The 20,026-nt window shown below is 43.9% G+C and carries 21 protein-coding genes; 3 read left to right on the top strand and 18 right to left on the bottom strand.

Annotation, left to right across the window (positions count from 1 at the left end):
* Window positions 1–70: 70 nt before the first annotated feature.
* A complete protein-coding gene (kynU, locus tag AC1DLM_RS13215; RefSeq protein WP_477570265.1) occupies window positions 71–1,357 on the bottom strand; it encodes a kynureninase in 1,287 nt (428 codons plus the stop codon).
* A 208-nt stretch (window positions 1,358–1,565) separates the two neighbouring features.
* Here kynU and AC1DLM_RS13210 point away from each other — a divergent pair, with 208 nt between their 5' ends.
* Complete coding sequence (locus AC1DLM_RS13210; protein WP_477570206.1) at window positions 1,566–2,180, top strand: TetR/AcrR family transcriptional regulator; 615 nt, start codon at window positions 1,566–1,568, stop codon at window positions 2,178–2,180.
* Between the two features lie 61 nt (window positions 2,181–2,241).
* Here AC1DLM_RS13210 and AC1DLM_RS13205 read toward each other — a convergent pair whose 3' ends face one another.
* The 12 genes from AC1DLM_RS13205 to AC1DLM_RS13150 are packed head-to-tail and all read right to left on the bottom strand — an operon-like array spanning window position 2,242 to window position 12,135.
* Complete coding sequence (locus AC1DLM_RS13205; RefSeq protein WP_477570205.1) at window positions 2,242–3,027, bottom strand: 2-keto-4-pentenoate hydratase; 786 nt, start codon at window positions 3,025–3,027, stop codon at window positions 2,242–2,244.
* A complete protein-coding gene (gene dmpG, locus AC1DLM_RS13200; RefSeq protein WP_477570204.1) occupies window positions 3,017–4,054 on the bottom strand; it encodes a 4-hydroxy-2-oxovalerate aldolase in 1,038 nt (345 codons plus the stop codon). The genes AC1DLM_RS13205 and dmpG overlap by 11 nt, the downstream gene beginning before the upstream one ends.
* Before the next feature lie 21 nt (window positions 4,055–4,075).
* The gene (locus AC1DLM_RS13195; protein WP_441990643.1) at window positions 4,076–4,960 is read right to left on the bottom strand and encodes an acetaldehyde dehydrogenase (acetylating); all 885 of its coding nucleotides are present in this window, start codon (window positions 4,958–4,960) and stop codon (window positions 4,076–4,078) included.
* Window positions 4,961–4,984: 24 nt separating this feature from the next.
* Window positions 4,985–5,770 (bottom strand): 2-keto-4-pentenoate hydratase, encoded by a 786-nt coding sequence (locus tag AC1DLM_RS13190; protein ID WP_477570203.1) that lies wholly within the window; start codon window positions 5,768–5,770, stop codon window positions 4,985–4,987.
* Between the two features lie 31 nt (window positions 5,771–5,801).
* On the bottom strand, window positions 5,802–7,271 hold the full coding sequence (locus AC1DLM_RS13185; RefSeq protein ID WP_477570202.1) for an aldehyde dehydrogenase: 1,470 nt from the start codon (window positions 7,269–7,271) through the stop codon (window positions 5,802–5,804).
* A gap of 10 nt (window positions 7,272–7,281) precedes the next feature.
* Window positions 7,282–7,743, bottom strand: coding sequence for a RidA family protein (locus tag AC1DLM_RS13180; protein WP_477570201.1), 462 nt, complete (start codon window positions 7,741–7,743; stop codon window positions 7,282–7,284).
* Between the two features lie 14 nt (window positions 7,744–7,757).
* A complete protein-coding gene (locus AC1DLM_RS13175) occupies window positions 7,758–8,753 on the bottom strand; it encodes an amidohydrolase family protein (protein WP_441990639.1) in 996 nt (331 codons plus the stop codon).
* Window positions 8,738–9,268: a 3-hydroxyanthranilate 3,4-dioxygenase gene (locus AC1DLM_RS13170; protein ID WP_477570200.1), complete on the bottom strand. Its 531-nt coding sequence runs from the start codon at window positions 9,266–9,268 to the stop codon at window positions 8,738–8,740. Before AC1DLM_RS13170 ends, AC1DLM_RS13175 begins: the two co-directional genes overlap by 16 nt.
* Before the next feature lie 45 nt (window positions 9,269–9,313).
* Window positions 9,314–9,505, bottom strand: coding sequence for a tautomerase family protein (locus AC1DLM_RS13165; protein ID WP_477570199.1), 192 nt, complete (start codon window positions 9,503–9,505; stop codon window positions 9,314–9,316).
* Entirely contained in the window at window positions 9,506–10,054 is a 549-nt protein-coding gene (locus tag AC1DLM_RS13160; protein ID WP_441990636.1) for an NADPH-dependent FMN reductase, read from the bottom strand.
* Between the two features lie 13 nt (window positions 10,055–10,067).
* On the bottom strand, window positions 10,068–10,616 hold the full coding sequence (locus AC1DLM_RS13155; RefSeq protein WP_477570198.1) for an FAD synthetase: 549 nt from the start codon (window positions 10,614–10,616) through the stop codon (window positions 10,068–10,070).
* A gap of 40 nt (window positions 10,617–10,656) precedes the next feature.
* Window positions 10,657–12,135, bottom strand: coding sequence for a 4-hydroxyphenylacetate 3-hydroxylase family protein (locus AC1DLM_RS13150; RefSeq protein ID WP_477570197.1), 1,479 nt, complete (start codon window positions 12,133–12,135; stop codon window positions 10,657–10,659).
* Between the two features lie 309 nt (window positions 12,136–12,444).
* Between AC1DLM_RS13150 and AC1DLM_RS13145 the strand changes: the two genes are divergently transcribed.
* Both AC1DLM_RS13145 and AC1DLM_RS13140 read left to right on the top strand, forming a co-directional pair.
* Entirely contained in the window at window positions 12,445–13,077 is a 633-nt protein-coding gene (locus AC1DLM_RS13145; RefSeq protein WP_441990730.1) for a Crp/Fnr family transcriptional regulator, read from the top strand.
* Between the two features lie 29 nt (window positions 13,078–13,106).
* A complete protein-coding gene (locus AC1DLM_RS13140; RefSeq protein WP_441990633.1) occupies window positions 13,107–13,739 on the top strand; it encodes a Crp/Fnr family transcriptional regulator in 633 nt (210 codons plus the stop codon).
* A 125-nt stretch (window positions 13,740–13,864) separates the two neighbouring features.
* Here the strand turns inward: AC1DLM_RS13140 and AC1DLM_RS13135 are convergent, their stop codons facing one another.
* The 5 genes from AC1DLM_RS13135 to AC1DLM_RS13115 form a co-directional block, all read right to left on the bottom strand.
* Window positions 13,865–15,190, bottom strand: coding sequence for a uracil/xanthine transporter (locus AC1DLM_RS13135; protein WP_441990632.1), 1,326 nt, complete (start codon window positions 15,188–15,190; stop codon window positions 13,865–13,867).
* A 202-nt stretch (window positions 15,191–15,392) separates the two neighbouring features.
* Entirely contained in the window at window positions 15,393–16,730 is a 1,338-nt protein-coding gene (locus tag AC1DLM_RS13130; protein ID WP_441990729.1) for an MFS transporter, read from the bottom strand.
* 33 nt (window positions 16,731–16,763) lie between these two features.
* Entirely contained in the window at window positions 16,764–17,984 is a 1,221-nt protein-coding gene (locus AC1DLM_RS13125) for an amidohydrolase (protein ID WP_477570196.1), read from the bottom strand.
* A 248-nt stretch (window positions 17,985–18,232) separates the two neighbouring features.
* A complete protein-coding gene (locus AC1DLM_RS13120; RefSeq protein WP_477570195.1) occupies window positions 18,233–19,090 on the bottom strand; it encodes a methyl-accepting chemotaxis protein in 858 nt (285 codons plus the stop codon).
* A 129-nt stretch (window positions 19,091–19,219) separates the two neighbouring features.
* Window positions 19,220–20,020: a pyruvate, water dikinase regulatory protein gene (locus AC1DLM_RS13115; RefSeq protein ID WP_477570194.1), complete on the bottom strand. Its 801-nt coding sequence runs from the start codon at window positions 20,018–20,020 to the stop codon at window positions 19,220–19,222.
* Between the last annotated feature and the right edge of the window lie 6 nt (window positions 20,021–20,026).

The following is a 20,026-nucleotide window of genomic DNA, read 5'->3' as shown; positions in this document are numbered from 1 at the left end:
ATCAGGCTTTGTCCAACCATATCTTGTTCAATGCCCTCAGAGGGAAAAGCCCCTCCCACTGCTTTTTGCTTTATGCCACTACTTCACGTTCATTTTTAAATTTCTCATATTGTTTTTCAGTCATAATCTTTTTAAGGGTTTGAACCACTTCCCAAACTTCCTCATAGGACGTATAAAGGGCAACAGGTGCAAGACGAATGATGTTAGGCGCTCGAAAATCCGGAATGATGCCATTTTCCTTCAATGATTTACAAATTCGTGCCGCTTCGTTATGCTCAAGGCTTACATGCCCGCCGCGTCGTGCATCCTCTCTTGGCGTTCCTATGAAAAATCCCATATCCCCTAATTCACTCTCAATTAAATTCATTAAATATTGATTGATTTTAAGTGATTTTTGACGAATATTTTCTATTCCTGCTTCCGCAAAAATTTCCAATGACCCAATCAAAGGGGCAACGCTAAGCACATGAGGAGTTCCTATTTGGAAAGCTCCCGCAGAAAGAGCAGGGGTTAACGTGTGCTCCATATCGAATTGCTTCTCTTTAGCAGAACTAAACCATCCGGCGAGTCCGGGCATTTTTCCAAAATGCTTTCGATTCACAAACAAGCCTCCGACACCGCCAGGTCCTCCGTTCAAATGTTTATAATTACACCAAAACGCAAAATCTACACCCCATTCGCTAAATGAGTGTGGAATCGAACCTGCCGAGTGGCAAGCGTCAAACCCKATTAAAATCCCTCTACGGTGTGCTTCAGCCGTTAATCGTTTAATATCCAATATTTGACCGCTGCGATAAAGTACGGTGGGCAAAACGATCAAAGCGACTGTCTCGTCCATGGCTTCCATAATGTCATCTTCTTCTAAAAAGCGTCCGTCGCGGCTTTTCACACGAATCAGATGTGTATCGGGGTTATTTCCATGTATCCGTAACTGGCTTTGTAGAGCATAAATATCGGATGGAAATGTGAGTTCATCCGCTAAAATTTTTGTGCGTAAACCTTCTGGATGATAAAACGTAGATACAAGCTGATGCATGTTTACGGTTGTAGAACCTGTTACAATGACTTCTTCTGCTGAGCCTCCTACTAACGGAGCAAGCTTCTTGCCTAGATTCTCTGCCATAAAGAACCATGGATGTTTTCCCTCTGTCCAGCCGTCGATTCCATATTCTTTCCAATCCTCTAAAGATTCCAAGAGAGTCCTTTCCGCTCTTTTCGATAGTAGTCCTAATGAGTTCCMATCCATATAAATGGAGCCTGGCTTTAAATAAAACTCTTCTCGAAACCGTACCAGAGAATCTTCCTTATCCAATTCTTTTGCATATTTTAAAGTTCCTTCAAAGTTTTTCAAATGCATCAAGATAATCCTCTCCTTTACAAAATGAATGTGATAAAGCGCTTTCTTGATTGAATATGACGTAATGTCAATATTATTATCGCTCTAAATATGACACGGTGTCAATATTATTTTTATGCTAATTTTTTACATGAATACCTTATGGCTTCCCTTCCTTTTAAATGAAAAAACATATATGCTAGAGATATTGAATAATGGGGGAATAAGAATGGATCACCGCAATATAGAGGATAAAAGACATTTACGATCGATGAAAACACGGATGAAGCTTTTAGAAGCCGCTAGGGAAGTCTTTCTTCAAGAAGGTTTTCAAAAAGCAACGATCTCGCAGATGATTAACAAAGCGAGTATTGGATACGGAACGGCCTATGTTCATTTTGGAGGAAAAGAAGATCTTTTGATCGTATTGTTGGAGGATGTTATGGAGCGATTTTTTGACATTGCGGAAATCTCCTTCCTGCCCAAATCGAAACAAGAAGCCGTAGAAATTATTAACAAACAAGCCTACGCTTTTCTAAAAACTGCGGAAGCCGAGCGGGATATGATGCAAGTCTTTGAACAAGCAATCGGGGTTTCTTCGTTAGTCTCGGATAAATGGAAAGCTATTCGGGAAAAATTTATTGGGCGTATTTCCACGGACGTTGCCTATTCCCAACAAAATGGGTTAGCTAGATCGGAATTAAATCATGAGATTGTGGCACGAGGCTGGTATTTTACGAATGAAATGTACCTATKGGAAATTGTCCGGAACGAACATCATGGTTCTGTTGAAGAGGTCGCAAGAACGATTACTTCTGTCTACGTCACAGGACTTTATATATAGTCGGACCAATAGCCCAGACACCGTATGACCGGTTCTGGGCTTGTTACATTCAAACAAATAATTAAGCTTTAACAGTAAAGTCAATCGAACCAAGACCATCCCATTTTGCAGAGACAACATCGCCCTCAAACAGCTGGTGTGCTCCGGTAATTCCACCAGTTAAAATGATCTGGCCTGCTTTCAGCTTACGGCCTCTGCGGGCAAGCATATTAGCCAGCATGGCGACCGAATTAGCCGGATGTCCGAGAACGGCAGCGCCTGCACCCAAATCTTTCATTTCTCCGTTAATAGAAAGGGTGACCCCGACCAAATCCAGATCAAATTCAAGCGGATTTCTCATCGTGGAACCAATGAATACTCGTGAGGAAGAAGTGTTATCTGCAATAACATCCGGCAAAGTGAATTGGAAATTTTGATATCTACTATCAATGATTTCTAATGCAGGAACGACATAATCTGTAGCGGCCAACACTTGTGCTCCTGTAATTCCAGGTCCCTCGATATCCTTGCCAAGAATAAAAGCAATTTCCGCTTCTACTTTCGGATGTATCAATTCGCTTAGCGAAAGCTCTCCGCGATCAAGAGCCATATAATCAAAAATGTAGCCGTAAATCGGCTCGTCTACATTCATTTGCTTCATTTTGGCCATGCTGGTAAAACCCATCTTCAATGCAAAAATTTGATGCCCTTGCTCAGCCTTAATAGCAACGATTTCATCTTGGATACGGTATCCATCATTTACAGATAGCTCAGGATATTCGGCCGTCAGCTTAATGACTTCATGCTTGTTCAATTCAGCATCCACAAGCTTTTCGGCAAGAGTTCTGTTAATTTGATCAGAAAGCAAATTGGTTCCCCCCTCTAGAGTTACGCTTAGCGATTTCTGCAGCTATGTCAATGATCATATCCTCTTGCCCACCAACAACATTACGCTTTCCAAGTTCCATTAGGATATCGCGGGAATCAATTTCAAACTTCTTCGCTGCACGCTCCGCATGCAAACGGAAGCTGGAATATACGCCGGCATAGCCGAGAACCAGGCTGTTTTTAGTGATTTCCTGAGGCACCTCCAGAATAGGCGCTACGATATCTTCTGCCAAATCCATCATTTTGTACAGATCCACACCCGTGTTAATGCCCATACGCTCCAACACGGCGATTAACACTTCGGTTTGCGTGTTGCCAGCGCCTGCGCCTAAACAGCGTACACTGCCGTCAATACGTGTGGCGCCTTCCTCAATTGCCGCAAGCGTATTGGCCATAGCCAAGGATAAATTGTTATGACCATGAAATCCTACATCAATACCAACGCTTTGCTTCAGAGCCCGAATTCGCTCCGCAACTTCTTTGGGCAGCATCGCTCCAGCTGAATCAAAGATATACACGGCATCTGCCCCATAGCTCTCCATCAATTTCGCTTGCTCCACAATTTTACTCGGTGATGCCATGTGAGACATCATCAAGAATCCGATCGTCTCAAGCCCTAGTTCCTTTGAGCGAGCAATGTGCTGAGCAGAAACGTCTGCCTCCGTTACATGGGTTCCAATGCGCGCCATGCCTACACCTAACTTTGCAGCGGCATTTAAATGTTTAGTCGTACCAATTCCCGGCAGAAGCAATACAGCAATTTTGGCTTGTTTGCAAACGGAAACAGCTGCTTCAATCAGTTCCATTTCATCCGTTCGGGACAATCCATATTGCAAGGATGAACCGGCAAGTCCGTCCCCGTGCGTCACTTCAATGTAAGGAACGTTTGCTTCGTCAAGTGAGCGGGCTACATTGACCACTTGCTCCACTGTGTATTGATGATTGATCGCATGGCTACCGTCACGAAGGGCCACTTCCGTGATGAGAATATCGCGGTTAACACTCATCGTCTCCTTCTCCTTTCTTATTTAGGCTGTTTCTGCAGTGAGGGATTTGGCAAGTTCCTCAGCCACTTTCACTGCTGTAGCTGTCATAATATCCAAATTACCCGAGTATTTTGGGAGGTAATCGCCAGCTCCTTCTACTTCAAGGAACACGGTTACTTTGTTTTTATCAAAAATAGGTTCCGTGCGAAGTCGATACCCAGGCACATACGATTGGATGTAGGCAACTGTCTGTTCGATTGACTTCACAATGTCCTCTTCATCGAGTTGATCCGGGTCTACCAATGCATATACCGTATCTCTCATCAAAATCGGTGGTTCAGCAGGATTCATGATAATAATCGCTTTTCCTTTTTTCGCTCCGCCAATGCTTTCAATACCGTGGGAAGTCGTTTCCGTAAACTCGTCAATATTGGCGCGAGTTCCCGGACCAGCGCTTTTACTTGAAATGGTGGCGACAATTTCGGCGTAGCTCACTGGGCTGACCTTATTAATCGCATGAATAATCGGAATTGTCGCTTGTCCACCACAAGTAATCAAGTTAATATTTGACGCATTCAGATGAGCGCCAAGATTAGCGCTCGGAACGACATAAGGTCCAACTGCGGCCGGTGTTAGATCAATCGCTATTTTCCCTGCTTCCCGGAGAGCCTTGGCATGTCGAATATGAGCCTTTGCAGACGTAGCGTCAAACACGATATCAGCAAGCTCTGGGCTTTGCTCCAAAAATTGCTTCAGTCCTCCAGCGAACACTTTATATCCGTGATCTTTCGCACGGCGAAGTCCATCCGATTCGGCGTCAATCCCGATCATTGAAGTTAATTCAAGTACATCCGATCTGCTTAACTTCATCATTAAATCAGTGCCGATGTTCCCAGAGCCCAGAATAGCTACCTTTATTTTAGACATTCTACTCTCCTCCAAATCATTCAGTTAAGATGTGAACCTGACGCCAACTTCCCCTAGATGAGCAATACGTGCGCTGAAATAATCACCAGGAGCCGCATTGGCAGCTGCAGACAGCGCTCCGGAAAGGATAACCTCTCCGGCTTTTAACGTAATGCCGAATTCAAACAATTTATTAGCAAGCCACGCTACACAAGTTGCCGGATTGCCTAGCGCCGCGGCGCCAACGCCGGTATTAATCAACTCTCCGTTTTTATATAAAGCCATACCCGCCATGACAAGATCAATTTGATCCGGCTTGACTGGACGTCCACCGAGAACATATAAACCGGAAGATGCGTTATCGGCTACGGTATCCTCTAGCTTGATTTTCCAATCCGCAATGCGGCTGTCAACAATTTCCAAAGCTGGAAGCGCATAATCGGTTGCCATAAGGACATCATGCGCAGTAACCCGCGGACCTACCAAGTCGCGCTTCAGGACAAAAGCGATTTCAGCCTCCGCTTTCGGCTGAAGAACGCGTGCAAACGAAATTTCTCCGTTATTTTCCACTGCCATATCATCTAACAAATGACCATAATCCGGTTGATCTACGCCCAATAACTTTTGCATAGCCAGTGAAGTAAGCCCAATTTTCTTGCCTACAATTTTAGCGCCGTCCGCAACTTTGCGTTCGATTGTTTTCAATTGAACGTGGTATGCTTCTTCGACGGTAATGTTGGAGTCCAAGGACGTCAACGGTGATACCCCGTGTCCTATTTTTACAGCCTTTTCCAAGTAATCAGCAAATCGTGTAATCTTCACCAAATCCAAATTCTCTTCCTCCTCCAAGTTGAAGCTCTTTCTATAGTTTCATGGTAACTGTCTTTGCTTCCGTATAAAATTCGAAGCTGTGACGACCGCCTTCACGACCGATTCCGCTTTCTTTCGCTCCCCCAAACGGAGTGCGCAAATCGCGAACATACCAGCAGTTAATCCACAATAGACCGGATTTCACTTGATCGGCAACGCGGTGAGCGCGTCTCAAGTCATTCGTCCATACGACTCCGGCTAACCCATAGATAGAATCATTGGCAATTTGAATCGCTTCTTCTTCTGTTTTAAAAGGAATAATGACAATGACCGGACCGAATATTTCTTCTTGAGCCACTCTCATTTTGTTGTCTACATCGTAAAATACGGTTGGCTCGTAGAAATTGCCCTCTCCGAGGGTTGTGATTTTCTTACCGCCATAAGCCAGTTTAGCACCTTCGCTGAGGCCGATCTGCACATACTCATCAACCGTATTCAAGTGACTACTTGATACGAGCGCGCCCATATCCGTCTCTTCATCAAGCGGATTACCCACTTTAATCTGTTTAACAGCCGCAACGAATTTTTCCAGAAACTTGTCGTAAACACTCTCTTGAACCAATAGTCTGGAGCCCGCTAAACAAATTTCCCCTTGATTACGGAATATGGCTTCAATGGATCCTTTAACCGCCTCATCCAAATCCGCGTCCTCAAACACAATATTAGCTGACTTCCCTCCGAGTTCGAGTGATACTGGGATAAGCTGAGAAGCTGCATTTTTCATTACTGTCTTTCCAGTCGTTGTTTCACCCACAAATGAAATGCGGCGCACATTAGGATGAGTGGTCATTGCAGTCCCAACAGTTCCGCCAGGACCTGTAAGAATATTTAGAACGCCGGGCGGCAACCCTGCTTCATTCGCTATTTCGCCAAGCATAACAGCGCTGAGCGGCGTGTAAGAAGCCGGTTTCACGATAACGGTATTGCCTGAGGCGAGCGCCGCGGAAGCTTTCCATGTCATTTGCATAAACGGCAGGTTCCAAGGAATAATGAGGCTTGTTACACCTGCGGGCGCATATTTGGAATAAGACATGAACTTATTCATATCGTAGTGTTCGTGCACCATGTATTTGGCCATTTCGGCAAAGAAACGCATGTTCCAAGCCGCTCGCGGGATGTCAAAGCCGCGGCTTTCTTTAATCGGCTTACCGACGTCAAGCGTCTCCACCATCGCCAATTCATCCACCCTTTCCAGGATGATATCGGACATTCTGCACAAAATTTTCGCTCTATCTTCGACCGCCATTTTGCTCCAAACACCGCTTTCGAACGTGCGATGAGCCACGTCAATCGCTTTGTTCACATCCTGCTCGTTTGCATTCGCCACAGTCGTTAGCTTTCGATTCGTCGCAGGATCAATCGTATCGAATGTCTCACCTGAGATTGCGTCTACATATTCACCATTAATAAACAACTTTGCGGCTCTTATTTTTACCTGGTTGCCTTGTATCGTCTGACTCATTGGAAACCTCCTATTCTTCGACTTCTAGAATCATTTCAACTTCAACTGCATTATTGAGCGGCAGCTGCGCCATTCCTACAGCCGATCGTCCGTGCTTTCCTTTTTCCCCGAATACGTCTACAAGCAAATCAGATGCGCCGTTCATCACCTTCGGTTGATCTGTAAAATCAGGAGAGCTGTTTACAAAGCCCAGGATTTTGACGATCCGCTTTACTTTGCTCAGGTCCCCAACTTCTTGCTTAACGACTGTGAGCAGATTGAGCATACACTGTTTTGCTGCCGCGTAGCCTACCTCAATGGTCACATCTTCGCCGAGCTTTCCGCGATATTCATTCGTTCCTTGACCAGCCGTAAAAATCAAGTTTCCTGTGCGTACGCAGCCTACATAATTACCAACCGCTTTACGCGGATCAGGCAGTTTAAGACCCAGTTCTTGTAATCTTTTTTCCGGCGTAACATTTGAATTTGTCATAGCTCTCACCTTGTTTATTTAATGTTTAAAAATCGTAATGCGTTTGCCCCGAGCATAGCTAATCTTTGCTCTTCCGGAACATCCAGCGTGCGGTCAATGACTTCCCCAGGCGGCACTTCTCGTAACAAAAACGGATAATCTGATCCCATCAAGATGCGATCGTAGCCAAACTTGTCAACCAAATATTTGACATTCCCCGGATCGTTGACGAGCGAGTCAAAGTAAAAATTATCTGTGTAATGGCTTGGCGGATTCGAAATGAGTCTCAAATGCGGCCATACATGCCAACCCTTATCAAGACGAGGCAGAATGTATGGAAACGAACCCCCGCCGTGTGCAAAACAAATTTTGAGTTTCGGGAACTTCTCAATGACCCCGCCTAAGATTAAACTTGCGGCAGCCAGAGCCGTTTCGCTCGGCATCCCGACGGTGTACATGAGATTGTGACGGGGCATCCGCTCTTTGCCCATTGTCTCCCATGGGTGGACAAACAATGGTACATTCCATTGCTCACACATTTGGAAAAATTCAATCAGTGAAGGATCATCTAAGTTGTTGCCGTTGACATTTGTGCCGATTTCGATTCCTTTTAAACCAAGTACGTTTATGCAGCGATCCATTTCACGTATAGCCACTTCCGGATTTTGCAGCGGAACCGCTCCCAGTCCGATAAAACGATCCGGATATTGGCTAACTGTTTCTGCGATGAAATCGTTCTGAATTCGGGCCATCGCCTCTGCTTCTGCTGCAGGAGCCCAATAGGAGAACGTAACAGGAATAGGAGACAGCACTTGCATATCTACATGTTCCCGCTCCATATCGTGTATTCTCTTAACGGGGTCCCAACACTGATCCGTGATTTCACGGAACACTTTACCTGCAACCATAATGTTGGCGCCGCATGTGCATGTTCGCTGAATCGTGGGCCAACGCCCACCCCCATATTTTTCATTAAAGTCAGGAAAATCTTCTGGAATAATATGCGTATGGAAATCTACTCGCATATCCATTCACTCGCTTCGGGAGCCATCTCATGTCCGCATTTATCGCACTTTCTCAGATCTTCATTGCCGTTAAAAGCCTGGATCGCTTCTTTGACTTGAATTTCAATATTCGTCAATTGAACGGTAGTACGGTGCATCAGATGATCGCATTTTTCGCAGAACCAAACGAAACTTTCCAGCTCACCTTCAGGTCTGCTGCGTTCAATAACGAGACCAATCGTGTCCGCGATCCGGTGCGGAGAGTGGGGAACGTTAGGCGGAAGCAGGAACATCTCTCCCTCTTTCACAGTAATAACCTCGCGCTTGCCATCCTTATTAATGATTTCGACGTAGCAATCTCCCTTTAGCTGATAAAATACTTCTTCCGAAGGATCGACGTGAAAGTCGCGACGTTTGTTAGGACCTCCAAGAAGCATAACCATCAACTCTGTGTCTTTCCATATGACTTTGTTGTTCACCGGAGGTTTAAGCTGATCTTTGTTTTCCTCGATAAATTTCATCAAATTAATAGGTTTAAGCATTTCGAATCACTCCTCTGATTTATGGTTTGGGTAAGTCTTCCCTGCTCAAGATCGTTTCTTTTCCACCGTTTTCCCTGCAATTCCCCAGTGCGTTAACGGAATATCATATAGTAAAACCCTTACGCTTTCAGGTGAAACCTGCAGCGTTTCGGACACCGTTTGAGTGACACGTGCAATCAGCTCGTCTTTTACTTCTTGATCTCTACCTTCTAGGATCTTCAACTCAATTATCGGCATTTAAACAGTCCCTTCTGTTTTCAACGCCTTTTGCATAAAGACAACCTCTTGAGCCAAATTTGCGATTCTTTCCAATACGTCAGCGTCAACAATTTCGTTCTGTTTATTGAAATGATCGTTATTCGCATAGACATAACCTGGAGCAACATAAGCTCGGAAATAACCGGCGATCGGCTTCAAGTGATTTTCAATCACTAGAAAATGCTGATAAGTCCCTCCTGTAGCGGCAAATCCCATTACTTTGTTACGAAGAACCTGCGGAGGAATATGATCAAACAGATTTTTCAGAACCCCTGTGATAGACCCCTGAAATATTGGCGTACCGATGATATAAAAGTCAGCTGACGTGATCATGTCGATGACCTTTTGAGTATCATCCTCATAGGCGGAGAGAGCACGTCCGTCAACGAACGAAACTTTGTAATCTCTCATATCCAACAGTTCAACTTCAATATCAGGGTTTTGTCTTTTAACCTCATCAAGTGCTTTTTGCACGACGATGCTTGTTTTTGCGCCAATGATTGTTCCAGATATACCCAATAGTTTCATTCTGACTCACTCCTCAGCAGGAAATTGTGTGCGCATGCAGCCAACCTAGTAAATTAAATGATTGCTGAATCTCACCATCCGAAATCAATTGGCGTATTCGCGTAGACGATATATGTTTTCMTTCAGAACAGCAAATAGGCTGCATCATTCGAACCTTGAAATACCGTTCAAGTAGAGTTATATCCCCTTCGCGGTTTTTTCCGAACCGAAAATCTTGGCCAACGATAATTTCCAGTGGATTCAGCTTACTTAAATTTTCAATGAAATCAGATGAACTTCGGGAGGCATACTGTTCGTCAAATTGGGCAACTACCGTATGCTCGATGCCCAGTCGGGCAATCCGATCCAGCTTTTCTTCCATTGTCGTTAACATACGAGCCCCTGAAAAGAAAGTGCGAGGTGGGAGATCAAAGGTATAGACGACACTAGGTGCACCCAATATCTCGCTTCTTAGCAGCACTTGTTGTATGACGGCTTGATGCCCCTGATGCACGCCGTCAAAAGCACCGATTGCAATAACCGAGCCCGGTAAAGTTAAAATTCCATCTGCATGTGATTGCACGCCTCCACCTCATTCCCTAAAAATATCAATCATTTATTAACTAGTTCTGCCCATAGGCCCCTGGAATCTGCGACACGTCTAACGCTTCTTCTACCATTGCAAATGAATGAGTTTTTTTGTAGTTGTTGTAGAAAATGGCTTTTTTGCGAATCGGATCGCCTGTGTAATAACGTTCGTATTGGAGCAGCCGTTGGCCGAACGCCTCGCCGCATAGATCCCATGCCAGCTTAAACAGATGGATACGATCCGTACCGGAAATTCCTTCACGACCGCCATAATAGCGTTCCATATCTTCCGCTAATTCAGGATTTGTCAAATCTCCTTCCGTCGGAGACATGAGCAATCCACCTGCACCAATGATTTGCATCACCTCAATCGCGCGCGGATAGAACGTCGGCAGCAGCCCGCGAATCGTTTCAATTGGATTATATCCAGGAACCAAATCACCGGATGGTAAAGTTTCATACTCTAACTCCGCAACTCTTAGCAAAGCTCTAATCGATTCCACAGACTGAGCTAATTCGCCCAAATCATTTTGAACGTTCAAGTAAGCATCTACACCGATGGAGTCGGCCACTCGCATTGCCACTTCAGTAGCGAACTGAAGCTTAATCAAGCCTCTTACGCCGGTTTGGTGCGACGGTTGCTGTCCAAGCCCTGCTTTTGGATACAACAAGTTCGCCGCTTCCACGTTGTTATACAAAAATATGCGATCCCAAGGAACCAATACGTCGTTAAAAACGAGCAGTGCATCCATCTCTTCGAATCGTGACGCCAGCGGATGATCGGCTAAGCAGCGCGTTCCATCTTGCATAGGCTCGCGGCATAGAATGCGAAGCCCCGGCGTATCGATTGGGAGCGCAAATGCTAGCGCATAACGCTCATCGCCAGGTTTAAATCCAGGGAACGAATACACGATGACTTCATCCGTAATCGGCGAAAGAGTGGCCAACATCTTGGCTCCTCTGACGATCAACCCCTCAGGTGTTTCTCTAACAGCGCCCAAGTGAGTGAAGGTGTCCTGCTGTTCATGCGATGTCTTACTGCGGTCATTTTGCGGGTTGATAATCGCGTGTGTTAAAAATAAGTCGTTATCCCGTACATGACGGTAGTAATTTTTGGCATTTTCCGCCCAATCCGGGTTATATTTCGCCAAAAAGTCTGCATTGCTATACAGCGAAGTGACCACGACATTGAGAAAATCCGGCGTTCTTCCCATCAAACCAAATGTTACTTTTGCAAACTCCTCAAATACTTGTCTCCGCGCTTGTAAATGTTCCGGTTTTTTCGGGACTAAGAATGCGTTGTTCACTCGTTCCCCGGTTTCTTCACAGATGTGTGTAATGCTGTCTTGGCGTGCTGGGTCATGCTGCATGTCATACAGCTTTGCTATTTCATGAATAGGTTGCTTGAATACAACATCTTCATACAAATTAGTCACTCTTCTTCCCGATAGCCATACGTCCGGCTGTCGAGCTTTCAATGCCTCAATATACTGAGTGCCAGTACGAATTCCCATTCGCTGTTCCTCCTTTATCGTTGTAAGCTTGATGCTTATGCCTGAATTATAATACCCGCCAGATAAAAGGACTGTAAGGCAATTAACGTTTTTTACGCTCTTTTTGAAAACGGATTCATCGAATAAGAAAAGAAAGACTTCAACAATGATCGACACTTCTTTGCATAAATATGATCCTTTTCCCTCTTGTTTCCGGGAGCTGTTAAGCATTTAACGTTTTTTCGGTTATTTTTTACCACGTTGTTGTAAACACTATTATTCATCCCTTATAATTGAACTGAAAACGGTTGAGCCAGAGGAGTGATGAATTTGGTAAGCCAGTTTGAACTGATGGATCAGTGGAAGCAGGTTTTAAAGTACGGTAATAGACAGTTTTTTAAAAAGAAAACCGTCATCTATCGCCAAGGTACTGTCGGAGATGGTTTTTATTATCTGCACAGCGGCATCGTTAAAATTGCTGCATCCGGCTCAACAGGGAAAGAACGCATGCTAAATATTGTCGTTCCCGGACAGTTGGTTGGTGTTCATGCGATTGATCAGCAAACCCATTTTACAACGGCAATAACGGCCAAAGACTCCGTGCTATATCATTTTTCCAGTGAACAGTTTAAAGAACTGTTGACAGAGCAGCCTGAGTTAATCCATCTTGTTACTCAAACGATCATACAAAAAATGAGCATACTTTTATTTACCATTAATATGAAAGCGCTTTCTGCTGAAGGGCAAATGGCCATCATTCTATTAAATCTGTTTAATGATTTCAAAAATTACGAAATCCCACTGTCACAACAAGAGCTTGCCAATTGCACGGGCTTAACCAGAATCACTATTTACAAAATCCTTCGGCAATGGAAAGAAGGAGGAATCATCGAAATCAAGGAACGTAAATTTATGATCAAACGACCCGATCTACTAAAAGGCATCATCGAGGATCGTTCATGACACTTTGATCCTCGGGAAAAGGTGGCCAAATGATAAACCTTCGTTATAAATTAGAGCCCTATTTATCGTATGCTCAAGTCCTTCATTTCAAAAAAAAGGACATCATTTACCGTCAAGGTGAAAGCGGAAAAGGCTTTTATTACTTGGAACAGGGCGGAGTAAAAATCGTTCTCCTGTCGGATAGCGGTCATGAACGTATTCTGGACTACATTCCAATAGGAACAATACTCGGGGAGCACGGCGCGAGCAAGTCCCCTTATCTAACGTCTGCTTTTGCTACTTCTCCCTCTATTTTGTATTATTTTTCCGATGAAGCATTAACCAAGATGTGCAAGGATCATCCAGAAGCAGCAATGATATTCACAAATTCTCTTATTTACAAGGTCAGATTGCTCGCTGAGCTCATCGCCTTTCATGACAGCCCTGTTGAGCAGCAAATGGCACATTATTTGCTTAAACTCATTCAGATCCACGAGAATGAAAATATTCCAATTGATCAAACTTCACTCGCCCGCTACGTCGACACGTCCCGAATTACAGTGAACAAAATTGTTAATAATTGGAAAAATTCAGGAATTATTAATTTCTCTCACCCCGGCACGATCCACATTACGAATATTAACAGGCTTAAAGAAATCACGAATAATTCGGAGCACATGTAATTACTTTCACATTAACCTCGTAATAGACAAATGCAGCCCGCCTCTTCACAGAGGTCGGGCTGCATTTTATTTGTTATCATCTACGCCGTTTCAAACTCCAGATCCCGTTTCTACCATTACTTTTATCATTCATTGACCTTGACTCCTAGCCCTTCCGCCTCTGGCGTATCATATCGTGACCAATCAACCGTTAATTCAAGAAAGATTGCCAGCAGGACACCCATCAACAGTCCGTTGCCGACAATCGGGCGTATGATTCCAGGAAAAACTGAAAAAGCTTCAGGCGGCACGTTCAGGATTGAAATTCCAAGCAGCGCAGGTGCCGAAATCCGGTAAACGGTTATTGCATTAAACGTGAACCCTTGCAAATTTCGAAACGCAGAGCCGAACAACTGAAAATAAATGACGAAGAGTACTGCATTTCCGACGCTAACCGGCATCGTCACAAAAAAAGTATCAAATCCCGGGACAAACCCGATTATGGCAAATAGTACTCCTCCTAATACGAGAACCGATCTGTCCAATATTTTGGTGCTTTCTAGAAACCCAATAGACGATGTAAAAGGACCGTAAGGCACCAGCCCAAACAACCCGGATAGAACCGTGTGAAATCCTGTAAAATGGAATGATCTCTTATACTGCGAGTCCGAACTAACAGTCCTATAAAGCTTTTCTGCTGCCTTAAGAGACGCAATTGTATTGGTCATATTAATAAGCCCCGCAAGCATAGCTGCAATCAAAACACCAACTTCCAAATGCGGATTTCCCCATGGGAACAGAACAAAATCGAAATTGTTGCCTCCGATTTCGACTCCGGTTGTAGTGTTGGGAAACAAAACGCGGTAAGCCACCCAACCAGCAAGCATACCGATCAAAACTGAAAAGCTTCTTACCTTCCCCCTACCCTTCACTCCTATCCAGCTAACTAAAAATATTACCGCAATGGAGAGTGCGGCAACCGGCATATCGATTCGGCCTCCGCTCAATCCGATCATGCTTTTAAAAAAAACGATAATCAATTGGCAGGAAAGAAGAAACAAGTACACGAACATGACGATTTGTGTAAACACTTTTTTCAGCACTTTGCCGAAGCCGATCGCCCCCAGTATCGAAGTGACCACTCCGGAGGCGATAATCCCTACTGTAAGCGCTCCCCCCATTTGTTCTAAGGTCATTCCCATGGACGGAGCTGCAGCAGCAAGACTCAAAATAAGTCCCCACCAAAGGCCGGAAGGCCCCTCCATCAAGGCGTACCGGTGTCCGAAGGCTGCTTGTAGCATGCTCGCAATACCGGTAACGACGAAAGTGACTTTCACCACGGAAGCAGTAAGTTCCGGGGAAAAACCGAATGCGGTACTGACTGATAAGGGCACCACAATCGTATTGGCAAACAAAAAGAAAAACCATTGCACACCCGCCAGCCAAAACGATGCCGAGGTCAATTTGTACACGTTGCTACCTCCTTTTACAAGCACCACATTTCCCACCTTCATTATAATTTGGATTCCAGAAGGATCATGTAAACTAATTAACGTTATAGGCTATTAATGAAAGCGCAATTATTCCCTGTAAAAAACCAACGAAAAAAAACAAGCTGACACCTGTTGTATACAGTTGGCAGCTTGCAGTTTATATAGAAAATGAAATAACGAGTTAAATTAATCTATCCTTTTCAACGGGTACAAGTAGGATAGAAATTGAAGCGATTAACGCTGCGAGAGAAAAAATATAAAAATTTACACTGAAATCCACTTTCCATGCCAATAGAAGTCCCCCTAGAATAGGCCCACAGGAGGCACCGATTCTGCCAACACCGGATGCCCAACCCAAAGCGGTTGAACGTGCGTGTGTAGGGAAGTATTTTGTAAGGTAGGCATTCAAAATAATAAGTATTCCAGTTGAACCTATTCCCGCGATCCCGATGAGTGGATAGAGCAAGAACGTAGGGGGCTTTAGACTTAATAAAGCGATACTTATCGCCGCTGCAAAATAGGCTATGCTAATGACCCGTTTTGAGCCCCATCGGTCTGCTGCTGCACCAGCCCCGAGTGCGCCGAAAATGGCTGTAAAGTTTAACATTAATAAAAGTGACAAACTGGAGCCAAGAGGGTAACCAGCCTGGACCATCATTTTAGGCAGCCACGCACTTAATCCGTAAACTAAGAGTAAGCCCATGAAAAAAGTAACCCAAAAAAACGTGGTTGTTCGTAAATACGGTTTGGAAAATAAGAAACCAATAGCACCCAATTTATTTTTTGAATCTTTTGTGTTTTCTACTTGATGTATCGTAGGTAGATCGATCTGATATTTCTTACAAATGGCTTCTGCTTCTTGTTTACGATTACGTGCGACCAGAAAATTGAGTGATTCAGGTAGCTTCCAAATGAGGAAAGGCACCAGGACGATAGGGGACAATCCCAGCCAGAACAAAAATCTCCAGCCGTAGTCATTTAGGAAAAATAAGGAAGCTAATGCTCCTAGTACGCCTCCAAGAGGATAACCGGAAAACATAATGGCATTCATCAGCGAACGACGACGAACAGGCGCGTATTCAATCGTAAGTGTGGTTGCAATCGGCATAGCCCCGCCTAATGCAATCCCTCCTGCAAAACGGATGAATCCTAACATTTCCGGTGAAGCAGCCATGGCTGATAAACCCATAGTAATAGAAAAAATACCAATACAAGTGATGAGAGTCCATTTGCGGCCGATGAGGTCCGACAACGACCCAACGACAACGTTCCCAATGATCATTCCGATCAGCGCGTAACTGCCAATGAGCCCGGCTTGAACAGGTGATAACCCCAATGACTTATCCGTTAATAAGCTTGACATGACCGCACCGTAAATACCTAGATCATATCCTTCAGCCATAATCGTTAGAAAGCAGCAGAAAACGACTAAAGCAGTTAATGATTTTGCAGTTCGCGTTGGCTTTTGCAGAGTATCAGCGGTCTCTGATTTTCCGTTTAGAGAGAGATTTTCATTCATGTTCAATATAAAACCCTCTTTCAAATTTTTTTTTTAAATCGAACTGCGAATCATGTTTCCTTTAAACATGACAGCTACACGCGTGGATCTTCTCGCAACGGTTTCCGCCGAACAGGTCGCATCCACCAAGACGAGATTTGCGTCATCTCCAACGGCTGGCCAAATCCGTTTGCCATTTGGGTCCAGAGTGGTTTTTCCACCTGTAATGAATGCAAGTGCTTTCGTAAGTGAACCTTCATCAATCCAACTGTATCGTTCAACAAACCTGTTTACTTTATCAACAATATCGCCGTTTCTAAAAGGGAACCATGAATCATAAAATCCATCGCATCCCAGTTCAACCTTCACCCCATTTTCATGTAAAAAAGGTAGCGGCGGGATCTGTCTGTTGATTAATACAGTTGATATGATGGAGACGCCTAATTCGGCAAAAAAATCGATTGTTTCAGCTGCTTCTTCGACAGAGACATCACCCAAGGCAAAAGCATGGCTAATTGCCACACGGTTATGATAACCTGCCTCTTTCGTCATGGCGGCCAACCGTTTCATCGTAGTCATGCCTAACTGGGATGGATCATGCAAATGGACATCGATGTCGGCATTAGCCTGTACAGCAATTTCCATCATTTGTGCAAGCGACTGCTCCATATTCCCATCCACTCCGGCCGGATCAAGGCCGCCAACAATCGTTGCTCCTTCCTTCATAGCCTGCTTCATCAAATCAACCGATTGCGAGCGTAGCAGACCATGCTGCGGAAAAGCAACAATTTCATACGTCATTTTGTCGCTAAATGTCTCCAGTGCTTTACGTACTTCCTCCAAATGCTTCAACCCGACATAAGGATCAATATTAACGTGAGTGCGGATATGAGTGACACCAGTCGAAGAAATAAACTCCAACATGCCTTCTGCCCGCTGTTTAACTGTATCCAACATAATAAGGTTCTCTTTCGCTTCAAAATCCAATCGTTCAATCAGATTTTTCACGGGTTTGCATGATTTCCATCCGTATCCCATGTAGGTTTTGTCCAAATGAATGTGTTTTTCAACAAAGGAAGGAAGGGCAAGTAGTCCCTTTGCATCTTTTCTCGGAAGATCGGTTACAAGCGGCAGATCGGCCGACATCATATTGGCGATTTTGCCGTTTTCAATCAAAAGATGACACACTTGCGAACGTGTATGAATAATACCGTCTTCATCCTGCTCAAAACCACTGTCCAAGCGTACATGTGTCAACCAGTAAGCAGAAATCATATTCTATCTGTCATCCCTTTCTGTTTGAGGCATTCGTGTACTTATTCCCCCATAAAATTGAAAAGTTGTTAAAACAGCAGCGCATAACCCAATTTAGTTAAACATATCCCCTTCCTCCTTTCTTATATTTCCTCTCCTTCTAATTGGGATACTTATAATTTATTATAGGTTGTATTTTTAACGGTACGTGTTAACTAGTTAACGTTTTAATATTAAATGTAAGCGCTATTATTTTTTGTCGTTTTTGATTACCTCTTTTGCGAAATTTCAGAAACAGTTACTAAATGCTGTGCTTCAGTACTAATTGTTTCGATCGCTAGCGATATCTCTGAAACTTGTTCAAATTGATTGTGAAATAAGTGTTTCGATCCCTCAAAAAGTTTCCTTAAGTTCACAGTTTCATTTGTTAAATCATTAAGAATGCTTTCGATATGTCTGGATGACTCTTTGGAATCATCAGCCAACTTTTGTATTTCTTTAGCCACGACGGAGAAGCCTCGGCCCTGTTGGCCTATATGGGCTGCTTCAATAAGTGCGTTCAGACCTAGTATTTTGGTTTGGGTTGAAATCCCTGCTATCGTGGAAACGATTGAAGAAGTCCGGTTAATTTGCTCCTGTAAATTATTCATATATTCAAAAATGACTTCATTTTTTTCGAACAGAACTTTTGATGTTCTCATAATCGCAGTTGAGTTTGCATTCGTTTGCTGCACAAGGGCAAACAGATGCTCTGCAATATTCATTAGCCTTTTTTGTTTGTTCAAGCTGACTCCGAATACGATGGAACCGACGATGTATCCATTCTCAAAGATTGGTATTCCACCACCACAATACACTACTCCATAAACAGATTGATCAACAATGTTGAATTTTTCCTTCTTATTCTCTATTATTTCTTTAGCCACACTGCCTTGTTTAAAAGCTTCGTTCACTACGATGGGGAATTTTAGTGAATGACCAGGGAAATAAGCAACAAATTTCTCCATATCTGTAATGCCCATCGTAACATCTTCCTCAAACAAACAAATCATTTGAAACCAAATAGGTGCTGTAGCAAGTAGATGAGAGATGATATCTGATTTTTGATGAGAATTCATTTGGTCCATTGTCATGTCCTTTCATCAGTAGATGTCCATCGATAACGTATTTGAAATAGGTATTACTTAGCAATAAAAACAAACCGAACCCCCTATTTCACGTAGGGTTCCGGTTCTATGTTTACCAACCAAAATGTATTACATGGCATCCAATATGATGGCAGCCGTTTCCTCAATTGCCTTTTCCGTGACATCGATTACTGTACATCCAAGCTGCTTATACAAGTCGAAGGCGTATTCCAACTCTTCCGCTACTCTTTCTATGGCAGAATATTTAGCGCCAAATGGCAAACCTACCGCTTTCAACCGTTCCGTTCGGATCTTAACGAGCTGGTCCGCGCTCATCGTCAAGCCGATTAAATTGTTTTTGTTAAGTGTAAACAAGCCTTCGGGCGGTTTCACTTCCGGTACTAGTGGATAATTGGCTACTTTGTACCCTTTATGCGCCAGAAAAATACTAAGCGGCGTTTTCGATGTTCTTGAAACCCCCAGAAGAACAATATGTGCTTGTCTCAAAGCACTAGTATCCTTACCATCATCGCAATTGACTGCAAATTCAATGGCTTCGACCCGCTTCTGATAGTTTTCGTCCATTTGGTGAAGCAATCCCGCTTGCCTTTTAGGAGAATCCTTGAAAGTATCAATGAAAGCTTGCATGACAGGCCCAAGGATATCGATACTTGTTACGTTTAAGCGAATCGCTTCTTGACGCATCATCTCTCTTAATTCCGGAAGAACAAGCGTGTAAACTACAAAACTCCCCAACCTGGAAGCTTCCTCCATCATACTTCGGATTTCTTCCTCCGTTCGCATTGTTCCAAAACGTCTTACATGAACTTTGCTAGCGTTAAACTGACGAATTGTCGCTTGAACGACGGTATTTGCCGTTTCCCCAACCGAGTCAGAACAAATGAATATGGTATGGACTATCTCCCCCACCCGTGA

The organism is Paenibacillus sp. 01T442, from assembly GCF_056398345.1.
This window is presented reverse-complemented; position numbering and strand designations above follow the sequence as displayed.